Source organism: Variovorax sp. RA8 (assembly GCF_901827175.1).
GTDB lineage: Bacteria > Pseudomonadota > Gammaproteobacteria > Burkholderiales > Burkholderiaceae_C > Variovorax.
This window is the reverse complement of record NZ_LR594662.1, coordinates 6,384,685-6,398,766: the sequence shown is the minus strand read 5'-3', so window position 1 is coordinate 6,398,766 and position 14,082 is coordinate 6,384,685. Positions and strand designations below refer to the sequence as shown.

At 67.3% G+C, this 14,082-nt stretch carries 12 protein-coding genes; 4 read left to right on the top strand and 8 right to left on the bottom strand.

Features of this window, described 5'->3' with window-relative positions:
• Positions 1-33 precede the first annotated feature (33 nt).
• Positions 34-945 (bottom strand): LysR family transcriptional regulator, encoded by a 912-nt coding sequence (locus E5P3_RS30460; RefSeq protein ID WP_162589372.1) that lies wholly within the window; start codon positions 943-945, stop codon positions 34-36.
• A gap of 124 nt (positions 946-1,069) precedes the next feature.
• On the opposite strand from E5P3_RS30460, the gene E5P3_RS30455 reads away from it, so the two are divergent.
• From E5P3_RS30455 to E5P3_RS30440, 4 genes are read left to right on the top strand one after another with little or no spacing between them, the layout of a single operon-like run.
• On the top strand, positions 1,070-2,767 hold the full coding sequence (locus E5P3_RS30455; protein ID WP_162589371.1) for an alkaline phosphatase family protein: 1,698 nt from the start codon (positions 1,070-1,072) through the stop codon (positions 2,765-2,767).
• Positions 2,764-3,216: a cupin domain-containing protein gene (locus E5P3_RS30450; protein ID WP_162589370.1), complete on the top strand. Its 453-nt coding sequence runs from the start codon at positions 2,764-2,766 to the stop codon at positions 3,214-3,216. Before E5P3_RS30455 ends, E5P3_RS30450 begins: the two co-directional genes overlap by 4 nt.
• A gap of 5 nt (positions 3,217-3,221) precedes the next feature.
• A complete protein-coding gene (locus E5P3_RS30445) occupies positions 3,222-4,199 on the top strand; it encodes a Bug family tripartite tricarboxylate transporter substrate binding protein (protein WP_162589369.1) in 978 nt (325 codons plus the stop codon).
• A 4-nt stretch (positions 4,200-4,203) separates the two neighbouring features.
• The gene (locus tag E5P3_RS30440) at positions 4,204-5,016 is read left to right on the top strand and encodes an alpha/beta hydrolase (protein ID WP_162589368.1); all 813 of its coding nucleotides are present in this window, start codon (positions 4,204-4,206) and stop codon (positions 5,014-5,016) included.
• A 96-nt stretch (positions 5,017-5,112) separates the two neighbouring features.
• On the opposite strand, the gene E5P3_RS30435 is transcribed toward E5P3_RS30440, so the two are convergent.
• The 7 genes from E5P3_RS30435 to E5P3_RS30405 all read right to left on the bottom strand — a co-directional run bounded on the left by E5P3_RS30435 (position 5,113) and on the right by E5P3_RS30405 (position 14,045).
• Entirely contained in the window at positions 5,113-5,541 is a 429-nt protein-coding gene (locus tag E5P3_RS30435) for a VOC family protein (RefSeq protein ID WP_162589367.1), read from the bottom strand.
• 154 nt (positions 5,542-5,695) lie between these two features.
• The gene (locus tag E5P3_RS30430) at positions 5,696-6,589 is read right to left on the bottom strand and encodes a DUF72 domain-containing protein (protein ID WP_162589366.1); all 894 of its coding nucleotides are present in this window, start codon (positions 6,587-6,589) and stop codon (positions 5,696-5,698) included.
• Between the two features lie 85 nt (positions 6,590-6,674).
• Positions 6,675-7,946 (bottom strand): NAD(P)/FAD-dependent oxidoreductase, encoded by a 1,272-nt coding sequence (locus E5P3_RS30425; RefSeq protein WP_162589365.1) that lies wholly within the window; start codon positions 7,944-7,946, stop codon positions 6,675-6,677.
• Between the two features lie 66 nt (positions 7,947-8,012).
• Entirely contained in the window at positions 8,013-9,425 is a 1,413-nt protein-coding gene (locus E5P3_RS30420) for a TolC family protein (protein ID WP_232073393.1), read from the bottom strand.
• A gap of 2 nt (positions 9,426-9,427) precedes the next feature.
• Positions 9,428-9,637, bottom strand: a complete 210-nt coding sequence (locus E5P3_RS30415; RefSeq protein WP_162589364.1) for a YgaP family membrane protein — start codon at positions 9,635-9,637, stop codon at positions 9,428-9,430.
• Entirely contained in the window at positions 9,634-12,933 is a 3,300-nt protein-coding gene (locus tag E5P3_RS30410) for an efflux RND transporter permease subunit (protein ID WP_162589363.1), read from the bottom strand. The genes E5P3_RS30415 and E5P3_RS30410 overlap by 4 nt, the downstream gene beginning before the upstream one ends.
• Complete coding sequence (locus E5P3_RS30405; protein WP_232073392.1) at positions 12,930-14,045, bottom strand: efflux RND transporter periplasmic adaptor subunit; 1,116 nt, start codon at positions 14,043-14,045, stop codon at positions 12,930-12,932. Before E5P3_RS30405 ends, E5P3_RS30410 begins: the two co-directional genes overlap by 4 nt.
• Positions 14,046-14,082 lie beyond the last annotated feature (37 nt).

Sequence of the window (14,082 nt, the reverse complement as noted above, 5' to 3'; positions counted from 1 at the left end):
TCTCCGGAAGCTCGCGACCACGAGGATCGCGCATCAGCGGCGCAGTGATGTCCGCAGTGCGCCGGCTTCTGCAAGGAACGCTTCCAGCAGCCGCTGCGCCGGCAGCGTCAGCGGCGTATCGGCACGGTGCAGGACGTGGATGGTCGTGTTGGGCAGCACGTCGGCAATGGGCAATTGGACGAGGTCCATCCCGGGACCATAGCGCTCGAAGAAGCCCGCGGGCATGATTCCGACCACGTCCAGCCTAGGCATGAGCGCCAGCAGCGTGGCAAAGGATTCGCACTCCAGGCGAACCTTCGGCGTGCGATTGCCCGTTTCATCGAAATGGATGTTGCGCGGATCGCCCGGCCCCCCGGGTGGGCCGGTGAGCACCCAGCCTGTGTCGAGCAGATCGACCAGCTTCTTCGCACGCGCCAGCGGATGGCTGCGCCGTGCGACGAGCACCGACCGGCTGTCGAAGAGCGGCTGGACCACCAGGTCCCGGCCGACACCCTCGGTAGGCAGGGGCCCCAGCGCCATGTCGAGTTCGCCGGCGCGCACCTGCTCCAGGGCACGGGGGTAGAGCGCATCGCGCATGCGCAGGCTGACTTGGGGCCATCTGGCGCCGAAGCGCTCCACCGCGCCGGGCGCCAGCAGGATCGCCGCGACCGGCGAGACGCCCACCGTCACCTGCGCCTCGGCATGCCGCAAATGCCATGCGACCTCCTCGCGTGCCCGGTCGATCTCGCGCACCACGGTGGCAGCGCGCGCGGCGATCAGCTCGCCGGCCGGCGCCAGCCGGACTCCCTTCGGCGTGCGTATCACCAGCGCGGTGCCGAACTCGTCTTCGAGCTGGCGCAAGGCCTTGGTCAACGCCGGCTGCGACACGTTGAGCGTCTGGGCCGACGCGCGCAGGCTACCGGTCTTCGCAAGAGTCAGCAGCAGATGAAGATGCTGGAGCCGCATGGTGGCCTCGAAGAGAGAGGGGAGGGCGATAACCCATGGTAATCGACATCAAAACATGTGAAGCGACACGGCTCGGGCGGGCAACTAGCATTCGACGAACCCCCACCCAACGACAGGAACCGGCATGACCCGAAGCGTGAAGAACATCCTCTTCATCATGTGCGACCAGCTCCGCGCGGACCACTTGTCCTGCTTCGGCCACCCCAGGCTGAAGACGCCGAACCTCGACGCGCTGGCGGCGCGCGGCGTGATCTTCGACCGCGCCTACGTGCAGTCGCCGGTTTGCGGGCCGTCGCGCATGAGCTACTACACCGGGCGCTATGTTCACTCGCACGGTGCGAGCTGGAACTTCGTGCCGCTCAAGGCGGGCGAGATGACGATCGGCGACCACCTGCGCCCGCTGGGCGTGCGCTCGGTGCTGGTCGGCAAGACCCACATGCGCGCCGACCTCGCAGGGATGTCGCGCCTGGGCATCGACCCGGCCTCGACGATCGGTGTGCGCATCGCCGAGTGCGGATTCGATCCCTATGAGCGCGACGACGGCATCCACCCCTACTCGGGCCACGATCCGGACCCCAGCTACAACGACTACCTGCGCAAGCAGGGCTTCGGCGGCGACAACCCCTGGGAGAGCTGGGCCAACTCCACCGTCGATGACGACGGCCGGATCCGTTCCGGCTGGTTCCTGAAGTACTCGAACCGGGCGGCACGCGTGCCCGACGAGCACTCCGAGACGCCCTACATCACCCGCCGGGCGATGGACTTCATTGCCGAGGCCGGCGAGCAGCCCTGGTGCCTGCACCTGTCATACATCAAGCCGCACTGGCCCTACATCGTTCCCGAGCCGTACGCGAGCATGTACAAGGCGGACGATGCCCTGCCGGTGGTTCGCTCTGAGGCCGAGCGCCAGGATCCGCATCCGGTGTACGAGGCCATGATGAAGCATCGGGTGTCCGAGACCTTCTCTCGCGAGGGCGTGCGCGACGCCGTCATGCCGGGCTACATGGGCCTGATCAAGCAGATCGACGACCAGTTGGGCAAGCTCTTCGGCTTCCTGGAAGAGCGCGGCTTGATGGACACGACCATGATCGTCTTCACCTCGGACCATGGCGACTACCTGGGCGATCACTGGATGGGCGAGAAGGACTTGTTCCACGAGCCGATCATTCGCGCGCCCTTGATCGTCTACGACCCCGACCCGCGCGCCGACCCCGCGCGAGGGACGCGTTGCGACGCACTGGTCGAGGCGGTCGACCTCGCGCCGACCTTCCTCGACGCCTGCGGCGGCACGCCGGTGCCCCACATCATGGACGGCCGCTCGCTGCGCCCCCTGCTGTTCGGGAAGCGTCCGCCCGATTGGCGCGAGCACGTGGTCTGCGAGTACGACTATGCCTTCCAGGATTCGCGCATCGCGCTCGGCACGCCCTCGCGCGAGGCCTGGCTGCGGATGATTTCCGACGGCCGCTGGAAATACGTGCTGGCCGAAGGCTACCGTCCGATGCTGTTCGACCTCGCGTCGGACCCGAACGAATTCGTCGACCTGGGCGCCGCACCCGAACACGAAGGGGTGCGCCGGCGTCTGCACGAGGCCCTGTTCCGCTGGGCCCGCCAGCCACGCCAGCGCGTGACCATTCCGGACGGCGCCATCGAGACGATGGAGATCCAGCCCCGCATCTCCGAGGGCGGCATCCTCATCGGCTACTGGGACGAAGAAGACCTGGGCGAGGCGCGCAAGCGCTTCAAGCCGCGCTTCGCCTCGACCAATCCCCTCGTGAAATCCACGCTCGATCGCCTCACCGGCCAGGAAGGAATCTCCGCATGACCATCGAAACCCCCGACATCACGCGCGCGCAGACTGGCATGGACGGCGTGTCGTGGAACATCCTCGGGCAGGTCTACGTGCCCAAGCAGGTGAGCGACGACAGCTTCTCCTGGCATGCGACCTTCCCGGTGGAGACCTTCGTGCCGCCGCACGTGCATCCTTACCAGGACGAGTACATCTTCGTGCTCGATGGCCGCATCGATCTCCTGCTGGCGGGCAAGAAGACCTCGGCCGGCGCCGGCGACCTGGTGCGCATGCCCCGCGGCATTCCGCATGCCTTCTTCAACAACACCGGCGAACCGGTCACAGCCCTCTTCTGGGCCACGCCGGCCGGCAAGCTGCAGGCGCTCTACCGCCGCATCCACAACATGTCGAGCCCGGCCGAAGTGGTGGCTGCGGCGCGCGAGTACGACGTCATCTTTGCACCGCCCGTTTCATCGGCGGCATGAGCATCATGATTCAACGCAGACGGATCCTGGGCGCGCTGGGTGCCGCGCCTCTCGCCGCAGCAACCCTCCCGGCCTGGGCGCAGGGCTATCCCGCCAGGCCCATCAGGATCGTCGTGCCGCTGCCGCCCGGCAGCCCGCCCGACGTGCTGGCGCGCCTGGTCGCCGAGCGCCTGCAGGACGCGTGGAAGCAGCCGGTCATCGTCGACAACCGGCCCGGTGCGACGGGAATGATCGGCATGGATGCGGTGGCCAAGGCGGTGCCCGACGGCTACACGGTCGGCGTCATGTTCCTCACGCACACGGTCCTGCCGGCGCTGTTCGGCAAGGTGCCCTACGACACCAGCGCGGACTTCGTGCCCATTGCCAACCTCGTGTGGCTCTACAACGTGCTCGTGGTGCCTCCCTCGGTGCCGGCCCGCAGCGCGAAGGAACTGGTGGAACTCGCGCGGGCACAGCCGGGCAAGCTCAGCTATGGTTCCGGGGGCAACGGCTCGCCGGCCCACCTGATCGGCGAGTCCTTCAGGCAACTCGCCAAAGTCGATATGCTCCATGTGCCTTTCAAGGGACCTTCGGAAGCGGTGCAGGCGCTGCTGGGAGGCTATGTCTCGGCGATGTTCGCCACGACCTCGGTCGCCGTTCCGTTGGTGAACGCCGGCAAGCTGCGAGCCATGGCCGTGACCAGCCCCGCCCGCCTTGCGGCGCTGCCCTCGGTCCCGACCATGGCCGAGAGCGGCATCCCCGGGTTCGACCTGAAGGAGTGGGAGGGCATCGTCGCACCGGCGGGCACGCCGCGCGACATCATCGCCAAGTGGAACGAGGAACTGACACGGATCATGCAACTGCCCCAAATTCGCGAGAAGCTGTCGGAGCTCGGCATGGAGGCGGCTCCCCCGAACTCGCCCGACCAGTTCTCGACACTGATGCGCGCCGAGCTGCAACGCTGGACGCAGTTCGTGAAGACCACCGGCCTCAAGACCGACTGACCTCGTGGACGACCTTCAGTTCCAGTACGTCGAGGGCCAATCGCGCGCGAGCTTTGCGGCGCTGCTCGCCGAGTTCGAGGCAGAGAGCCAGGCAGCCACGACCACCGAATCCTGTGCGCTGGATGTGCGCTACGGCCCGCTGGAGCGCCAGACCTTCGACTTCTTCACGGCGCGCAGGAGCCCGCGGGGCACGCTGGCCTACTTCCATGCGGGGTACTGGCAATCACGGGACAAGTCGACCTTCCGCTTCATCGCGCCCGCCTTCACGGCTGCGGGGCTGAATGTCGCGCTGGTCAACTATCCGCTGTGTCCGACCGTGTCGCTCCCCGAACTCATCGAGGCAGCGAAGGCCTGCGTACCGGCAATCCGCGCGCGGGCGACCGCGGGCGATGCCGATGGCGTGCCCCTGGTCCTGTCGGGGCACTCGGCGGGCGCCCATATCGCCGTCGAGCTTGCACTTGCCGATGCCGGAGATCTCGCCGGCATCGTCGCCATGAGTGGCATCTTCGACCTCGCGCCCCTCGTTGAGACTTCGCTCAACCAGAAGCTCCAGCTCGATCCTGCAACTGCGGCGGCCTGCTCTCCCATTCATCGCATTCGCGCGAAACTGTCGCCGGCGCTGGTCGTTGTCGGAGACGAGGAAACGCCGGCCTTCATCGAGCAAAGCCGGCGCCTTCACGATGCGTGGAGCAGCGCGGGCAACCAGAGCGCCTTGTACGTCGCGCCCCGAGCCGATCACTTCGGGCTGCTGCGTCAGTTTGCGGCACCTGGCGGCCCCTTGTTCGAGCAGGTCTGCGCGCTCTTTTCCGGCCAGTAGCCTGGGGTGTCGGGGGCGGGTGCGCAAAGCTCCACGAAGGGCCGCCGCGCCGTCGCTTGCGAAGCCGTGCGATGCGCAGGATCAGAGCGTCACGGATCAGAACGTCACCTTGACCGAGGGCGCGCTGCGCTGGGCCTCGCCGTGGAACACGGCCTCGATGTTGTTGCCGTCGGGGTCGAGCACGAAACACGCGTAGTAGCCGGGGTGGTACGGCCGCTCGCCTGGCGCACCGTTATCCATGCCGCCATGCGCGAGCGCGGCGTTGTAGAACGCATCGACCGTCGCCCTGTCCTGGGCCTGGAAGGCGAGATGGTGGCGTCCGGTCAGCCGGCCCTGGGCTGCCTCGCTGTCGGTGGTCGACACGAAAAGCTCATCGGCCCAGAAATAGCCCTCGCCAGTGCCGCCCATCGGTATCTTCAGCACCTCGAAGACGCCCGCGTAGAACGCCTGGCTCGCGGCGAGATCGCGCACGACGAGCTGGATGTGATCGATCAGGCGGCCGCGGTGCAACTCCTGTGTATCCATGCATACGCTCCTTTCGGCTTGGGTGGTCGGCCGACATTTTGAGCGGATGTCGACGGCACACCCTGCATTTCACCCTTGAGCCGAAGGCGTTTTACGAACGGGCCGCCGAGGGTTGCGATATTCGGCTGTGTCCTTGGTCTTCAATCGCCGCCATTCAGCCGTGCGCCAACAGCATCTTCATGAACGAGATCCCGTTGCGCTGCCCTTTGTCCTCGTCGCAGTTGTTGAAGATGATGTGCGTGTGCCTGGCCTTGTAGGCCAGGCGCACGACCTCCGACATGATCTCGCGCAGTTCCTGGTCAGGGTAGTCGTAGTCGAAGCGCTCGGCCGCCGAGGCCGCGCCTTTCATGTTGTAGGTGTCCACGTTGCGCCCATGCAGGCGCACCAGCGCGTAGTCGGGGTTCGTGGTCTCGGCCAGCATGGGCACGCTGTTGGCGAAGCCCTGCGGCCCGTCGACGATGGTGTGCACGGCGTGCAGCTCGCGCAGGAAGTCAATTGTGCCGCCGCGTTGCGCTTCGGTCCACCAAGACGCGTGCCGGAATTCGACGCTGCAGGTATGGCCCGCCATCATCTCGATGCAGTTTGCGACGTGCGCATGCCCTTCGCGGTTGCATTGCAGCCAGGGCGGAAACTGGAAGTGCACCAGGCCGAGCTTGCCGGCATTCCTGAGCGGCGAGATCGCGTCGATGAAGCGGCGCCACAACTCGTCGCGGATCGCGGGTGGGGTGCTGCGGTAATAGAGCGTCTTGGTCGAGCCCAGCGCTTCCCTGATGTCCTTGTGCAGCACCTTCGGGTCGGTCTGGTGGCCGGTGAAGAGGCGGAAGGCCTTGATGTTGAAGGTGAAGTGCTCGGGCGTGCGCTCGGCCCAGTTGTTCGCATTGGCGGGCGCGGGGATGCCGTAGTAGCTGGAATCGACCTCGACCAGGGGGAAGATCGACGCGTAGTAGCGCAGCCGCGCCTCGGGGGTCTTCACTTCCTTCGGATAGAAGCGCCCGCACTCGATGAGTGTCTTGTCAGTCCACGAGGCGGTTCCCACAAGGATGCTCATGGCCGAATGCTAACGGCTCGAGCCATGGCGTGGCGGCTTCACCGGGCGCCAGCCTGCAACCCGCTCGCCTCCCGGTTCAGCCGCCTCAACGCTCCAGCCGTTCGATCCCCAGGGCCTTGAGAACATACTTCTCATAGATGGGCTCCGAAGTGCCGTTCTTCATCTTGTACATGAAGTACTTTTCGAAGGCGACCTTGGCCAGGTGGACCCATCTGCCCTTCTTGAACCAGTTGACGTTGCGCGGCGGGATCTGCGGCAGCGCGACGAAGGCAGCCCCGGTATTCCCCATGTCGGCCAGGCAGATGGCGTTCCAGGTGGCCTTGGCATCGGCAGGCCGGCCGGCGATTTCAGCGGCGATGTTGTGCACGATGGCAGAGACCATCGTCTCGATCATGTAGCCGGTCTTCGGCGCGCCCGTGGGGACGGGCGTGACCTCCACAGGCGGGATGGCCACGCAGACTCCGGCCGAAAAGATGTTGCGATATTTCTTGCTGCGCTGGTTCTCGTCGATCAACACGAATCCGCGCGGGTTGCACAGTCCCTCGACCGAGGCGACCGCATCGACCCCCTTGAACGCCGGCAGCATCATGCTGAACTTGAAGGGCAGCTCGTGCTCCTTCTTCGGCTGCCCGTGTTCATCCATCTCGGTGACGAACATCTTGTCCGCTTCGATGCGCGTGACCTTGGCATTGGTGATCCAGTGGATGTCGTTGTTGCGGAACTCGCTCTCCAGCATCGTTTTCGAATCGCCCACGCCGCCCAGCCCCAGGTGGCCGATGTACGGTTCGCTGGTCACGTAGGTGATCGGCACCTTGTGGCGCAGCTTGCGGCGCCTCAGGTCGGTGTTGAAGATGAACGAGAACTCGTAGGCGGGCCCGAAGCACGATGCACCGGGCAACGCACCGATGATGGCCGGGCCGGGGTCGTCGAGGAACTGCTGATACCGTGCCCATGTCGCCTCGGCATGATCGACCAGGCAGATCGACTGGGTATGCCCCTCCGGGCCCGAGCCCGGCACTTCGTCGAAGGCCAGCTTGGGGCCGGTGGTGATGACAAGGTAGTCGTACGCGAGCCTGCGGCCGTCCAGCAGCTCGACGGCATTCTGCGCGGGATCGATGCGCGTGACGCGCTGCGCAACGAACTCGATGCCCTTCTGCTCCAGATGCGGGCCGATCGGGAAGGTGATTGCGTTGCGCTCCCGCCAGCCGACGGCGAGCCATGGGTTGGAGGGCACGAACTGGAAGTACTCGACGGCATTCACGACCGTGATGCGGTGCGACTTGTCCAGTGCAGCGCGCAGCTCGTAGGCGGCGGGCATGCCGCCGGTGCCGGCGCCGAGAATGACGATGTGGGCCATGCTTTGTCTCCAGTACGTTGCCGGTGTGGCCGGCCTTGGGTGGTGAAAGGGAGTCGAACCTGTCGATCACTGCCGCGGCGACGAGACCGGCTCGAGATCTTCATTGACCGAGCGCCAGGCATCGTCATCGAGCTGCCCGACGAGCGCCGCGAGCCGCAGCCGATCCATCAGCAGTCCCGCGCGGGCCTGCACCAGCGCAAGGCGGGCGGCAGCCGTATCGTTCTCGGCGTTGAGCAGGTCCAGGGTGGTGCGCTCGCCGACCTGGTGCCCCAGATGGGTTGCATCGCGCCGCGCCTCGCTCGCCTTCACGCCATCGGCGAGGGCGTGCACCCGTTCGGCACCGACGCTCAGGCCCAGCCAGGCGGACCGCACCTGCTGTGCCGTCACCTGCCGGCTGCGATCCGCTTCCGTGGCCGCCTTGTCGGCGAGGCGCAGGGCCTCTTCCTGCTGGGCGCTTCGGTAGCCGCCGGTGAACAGGGGCACGGAGACCTGCACGCCGATCATTCGGTCCGTTCCCCTGTTGGAGGCCGAGCCGAAATCGCCGCTGCCGCTGAGTCGTTCGCGCGAGGCCTGCGCGATGACATCGACCGCGACGGATGATTGAAAGCTGAATCTGGACGCTTCCTGCTTCGCGACTTCGGCCGCCAGTTCCTGTATGCGGACGTCGGGGTTGCCAGACTGGGCATCGGCCAGCCATGCCTCCAGCGGCCTCGGCCGCGCGTCCGCGGAACGGCCGGCCGGCAAGCGGGTCGACAGCGTCGCGGCGGGCAGTCCGGTACTGTCGGCCAGCAGATTGCGCTTGAGCTGCACATCGCTCTCGGCTGCCAGCACCTGCGCCCGGACGCCGGCGAGGCGTGCGCCTGTCTCGTAGGTGTCGGTGACCGGCGTCGATCCCAGGGTGAAGCGGTCCTTCGCTTCGGTCGACGCGCGTTGCACGGCATCCAGCTGGAGCTTCAGTACGCGCAGCGACTCCTCGGCCAGCGCGAGGTCGAAATAGCGTTGCGCCACGCGCAGCATCAGCGACTGCCGGGCAGACTGCCACTCGAGGTCGGACCGGTCGACCGAGAGGCCGAGCAATCGCTGCTGCGCACGCCGCCCGGGGTTGTAGAGAGGCTGGCTTGCGGTGATCGCCCAGCGGCCGGCCGTGCCTCCGCGGATCGAGGTGTTGAAGTTCACGTTGTTCGACACGCCGAACGCGGGTGTGGAGAACTGCGCACCACGGGTCTGCGTCTCGTGGGTGCCGAAGCCGGTCGACGCCGTCGCCTCGACGCGCGGCCGCCAGAGTGCCGCGGCCTGGTCGCGCCGCGGCAGCGCGGCCTCGTGGGCGGCTCGTGCGACGGCGTGGTCCATGTCGGCGCGCTCGGCCGCCTGCAGGGCTTCGATCAGGTCCGCCGCATGGGTGGCCGGCGAAATGCAGGCGAGCGCCATCGCGCCGGCGACGAGACAGCCTTGCAGGGCCGAGAACCGCCGGGCAGCCACGCTCAGGCGCCCGGTTTCGCGCCGAGCTTGCGCATGATCGTCTCCATGAGGCACCACTTCGTCAGTGAACTCTGCAGCAGGTTCACGCCGACGAAGGCGGTGAATGCCAGCCACCAGGAACTGACGAAGATCGGGCTGCCGGGGATGCCCAGCGCCAGCGACAGCAAGATGAACGAACCGGCGACGAGACGCACGAGTTGCCATGAGGTCATGAGGAAGCTCCTTGAGGTGGCACGATGAAAGATGTCCGGCCTGGTGCCGCAGACCCCGTGATCGCGCCCAGACGGTTGCGATACGCGACGTAGTAGAGGATCGGGATGACGACCAGCGTCAACACCGTCGAGACGAAGATGCCGAAGATCAGCGAGATCGCCAGCCCGTTGAAGATCGGGTCGTCGAGAATGAAGAAGGCGCCGAGCATGGCCGACAGGCCGGTCAGCATGATCGGCTGGGCCCGGGTGATGGCGGAGTGCACGATGGCCTCCTTGAACGGCATCCCCTCGCGCACCTGCAGGTTGATGAAGTCGACCAGCAGGATCGAGTTGCGCACGATGATCCCGGCCAGCGCGATCATCCCGATCATGCTGGTCGCCGTGTACTGCGCGTTCAGCAGCGCATGGCCGGGCATCACGCCGACGATGGTCAGCGGAATCGGTGCCATGATGATCAGCGGCGTCAGGTACGAGCCGAACTGCGCCACGACCAACAGGTAGATCAGCACCAGGCCGACGGCATAGGCCGCGCCCATGTCGCGGAAGGTCTCGTAGGTGATCTGCCACTCGCCGTCCCACTTGAGCGCGTAGTCGCGGTAGGCGTCCTCGGGCTGGCGGATGAAGTATTCGACCAGTGTCCCTCCGCCCGGCGTCGCGATCGCGGCCAGTTCACTGCGCATCGAAGCCACGCCATAGAGCGGGCTGTCGATCTTCCCGGCCATGTCGGCGACGACGTAGTTCACCGGCAGCAGGTCCTTGTGGTAGAGCGGCTGCTCGCGCACGGTGTCCGTCACCTTGACCAGTTCCCGAATGGGCACCAGGTTGCCCGCGGCGCTGCGCACCGTGAGCTGCAGCAGCGTGTTCAGGTCGCCCTGGCGCTCGGCGGGCAGCTGCAGGGTCGCGGCGGCGGGGTACTTGCTCTGGTCGTGCAGGTAAGCCGTGGCTTCGCCGGCGAGGCCTGTGCGAAGCGTGGTCACGATGGCCTGCTGGGGCACGCCCAGCATCGCCGCCTTCTGGCGGTCGACCAGCAGCAGGGTCCTGGGCGCCGCGGCGATGCTGCTGTCATCGACGTCCACCAGCCCGGGCGTCTTCTCGAACACGGCGCGTACCGCCTTGGCCACCTGTTGCCGCCCTTCGATCTCGGGCCCGTAGATCTCGGCCACGATCGGCGACAGCACCGGCGGGCCCGGGGGCACTTCCACCACCTTGATGTTGGCGCCGAAGCGCTCGCCGATCTTCTGGAGCGCGGGCCGCACGCGGGTGGCGATCGCGTGGCTCTGCGCCTCGCGCTGGTGCTTGTCGACCAGGTTCACCTGGAGATCGCCGACTTCGCCGCCGGCGCGCAGGTAGTACTGGCGCACCAGTCCATTGAAGTTGATGGGCGCGGCGGTGCCGGCATAGGCCTGGTAGTCGGTCACCTCCGGCACGGTGGCCAGGTAGGCGCCCAGCTCCTGCAGCGCCGCGGCCGTCTGTTCGACGGGGGTCCCGGCCGGCATGTCGACCACCACCTGGAACTCCGACTTGTTGTCGAAGGGCAGCATCTTCAGCTGGACCAGGCCGATGGCAGGCAGCACGAGCGAGAGCGCAATCAGGACGCCGATACCCGCGACGAGCAGGCGGCGATTGCGCGAGCCGTGCCGTTCGTCGAGCAGCGGGCGGAACGCCCGTTCGAACAGCGGCCCGAGCTTGGCAGCCAGGCCGTGAGCCGTCTTGTGGCCGTCGGCCTCGGCCGCGTGGGCCGGCGCCGCCTTCAACCAGAGGCGCGCCAGCCAAGGCGTGACGACGAAGGCGATCGCCAGCGACAGCAGCATGCCCATGCTCGCGTTGATCGGGATCGGGCTCATGTAAGGGCCCATCAAGCCCGAGACGAAGGCCATCGGCAGCAGCGCGGCGATCACCGTCAGCGTGGCCAGGATGGTCGGCCCGCCCACTTCGTCCACCGCGCCCGGGATGATCTGCGCCAACGTTCGTTCGGGATGCAGCTGCTGGTGGCGGTGAATGTTCTCGACCACGACGATCGCATCGTCGACCAGGATGCCGATCGAGAAGATCAGCGCGAACAGCGACACCCGGTTCAACGTGAAGCCCCAGGCCCAGGACGCGAAGAGCGTGACCGTCAACGTCAGGATCACTGCAGCGCCGACGATCGCCGCTTCCCGCCGCCCCAGCGCGAGGAACACCAGCGCCACCACCGAGGCGGTGGCGAACAGGAGCTTCTGGATCAGCTTCTGCGCCTTGTCGTTGGCCGTGGCGCCATAGTTGCGCGTTTCGGCAACCCGCACGTCGGCGGGGATCACCGTGTTGCGAAGAACATCGACGCGTCGCATCACGGCGTTGGCGACATCGATGGCGTTCTCGCCCGGCTTCTTGGTGATCGAAAGGGTGACCGCCGGATACTCCGATGGAGCGGCGCCCTCCTTGCCGGCCTCGCCATGCCAGACGTAGCGGCTGGGCGGCAGCGGGCCGTCGCGCACCGTGGCCACGTCGCGCAGGAACACCGGCTTGCCGCCGCGCACGCCGACGACCAGTTCGCCGACCTCGCTCGCTTGCCGCAGGAACGGACCGGACTCGATGGCCACGGCCTGGTTCCCCGAGACCAGCTCTCCGACCGGCAGCCCGAGGCTGGCGGACAGCAGCGCGCTGCGCATGTCGGACACAGTGACGCCGGCGCCCGACATGCGCGCGGGGTCGAGCTCGACGAGCACGGCGCGGCCCGCTCCGGCGATGGTGCTCACCTCGCGGGTGCCCGCCACGCGCTTCAGGTCGGCCTCGATGCTGTGAGCCACGCGCTCCAGGTCGTAGGGGCCGACAGCGGCATTCTTGCTGAAGAGCGTCAGCGTCACGATCGGCACGTCGTCGATGCCCTTGGGCTTGACGATCGGATCGAGCACGCCAAGACCCTTGGGCAGCCAGTCGGCATTCGCGTTGACCGTGTCGTACAGGCGCACGAGCGCTTCGGTGCGCGGCACCCCCACCTTGAACTGCACCGTGATCACCGCCACCCCTGGGCGCGACACGGACATCACGTGCTCGACGCCCGCGATCTGCCCCAGCACCTGTTCGGCCGGGCCGGCCACCATCTGCTCCACGTCCCGCACGCCGGCGCCCGGAAAGGGGATGAGCACGTTCGCCATCGTGACGTTGATCTGCGGCTCTTCCTCGCGCGGCGTGACCAGCACCGCGAACGCGCCGAGCAGGAGTGCCACGAGCGCGAGCAACGGCGTGATCTGGGCGCTCTGGAAGAACGCTGCGATCCGGCCCGAGATACCCATCGACGAGGGGCCTTGCTGTGTCATGGTGTCGCCTGGCGAACGCGAGCGGCGGCCTGCGGATCGGTGGCGACCCGCTCGCCGGGCATCAGGCCGGAGAGCACCTCGACCTTGTCGCCCTCGGCCCGGCCCAGGCGCACCTGCCGAAGCAGGGGACGGCCTTCCGCATTGAGCACGTAGAGCCCCGTCAACTCGGCGCGGCGCACGATGGCCGAGAGCGGCACGGACAGGCTGGGCGTGCCCCCGGCGCCCCCGCCGGCCAGCGGCAGCCACAGGCGCGAGAACATCCCGGGTGAGACGCCCTCCAGGCCGGCGGGGAGATCGACGCGCAGATCGACCGTGTGCGTCGCCGCATCGACCGTGGGCAGCAGCTGCATGCGCACCGGAGTGACCCATTGGCGTTGTGCGGCCAGGCCCGGCAGTTCGGCCCGGGGCAGCTGGCCCGCCACCACCTGCGCTGCCACGGTTTGCGGAATGGCCGCGGTAATCCGGAGCGAGGACGGGTCGTACACGGTGATCAGGGGCCGTCCCGGCATCGCCATGTCGCCCAGCGACACCGGCACTTCCGCGATCACGCCCGCATAGGGGGCGCGGATCACGTGGAGGCCGCTTTGCGTGCGTGCCGCCCCGGCCTGGGCACCCTGCGCCGCGACCTGCGCCCGGGTCGCCTTGAACTCGGACTCGGCGCGCTCCAGCGCGGCCTGGCTGATGTAGTTCTTCTTGAACAGTTGCTTCTGCCGCTCGTATTCCTTGGTGGCGACTTCCAGCGATGCACGTGCCGCCTGGACCTGTGCGTCGCTCGCGGCGGCATTCTGGTCGGCTGCCCGGGCATCGATCTGCAACAGCACCTGGCCGGCCTTGACGGAGTCGCCGGCCTTGGCGTCGAGCCGGATCACCGCGCCGGAGACTTGCGCGGCGATGACCGTCTGGCGGACGGCTTCGACGACGCCGTCGAAGCCGGAGGAGGCGATGGCGGCCGGCTGGGCCGTCACCGAAGCCAAAGCCTCGGCGGCAGCCCAGCCAGGTACGGCGAGCGTGAGCGCAGCGACGAAGGTGAACGAGCGGATCTTGAGCATATGGATGGTTCGGAGGGCAGTGCCCGGCACATCGGAGCCGGACTGGACCGCCATCGGTTTCATGTGTAGTATTTGCGTACGTAGTTAAATAGTCAAGTAG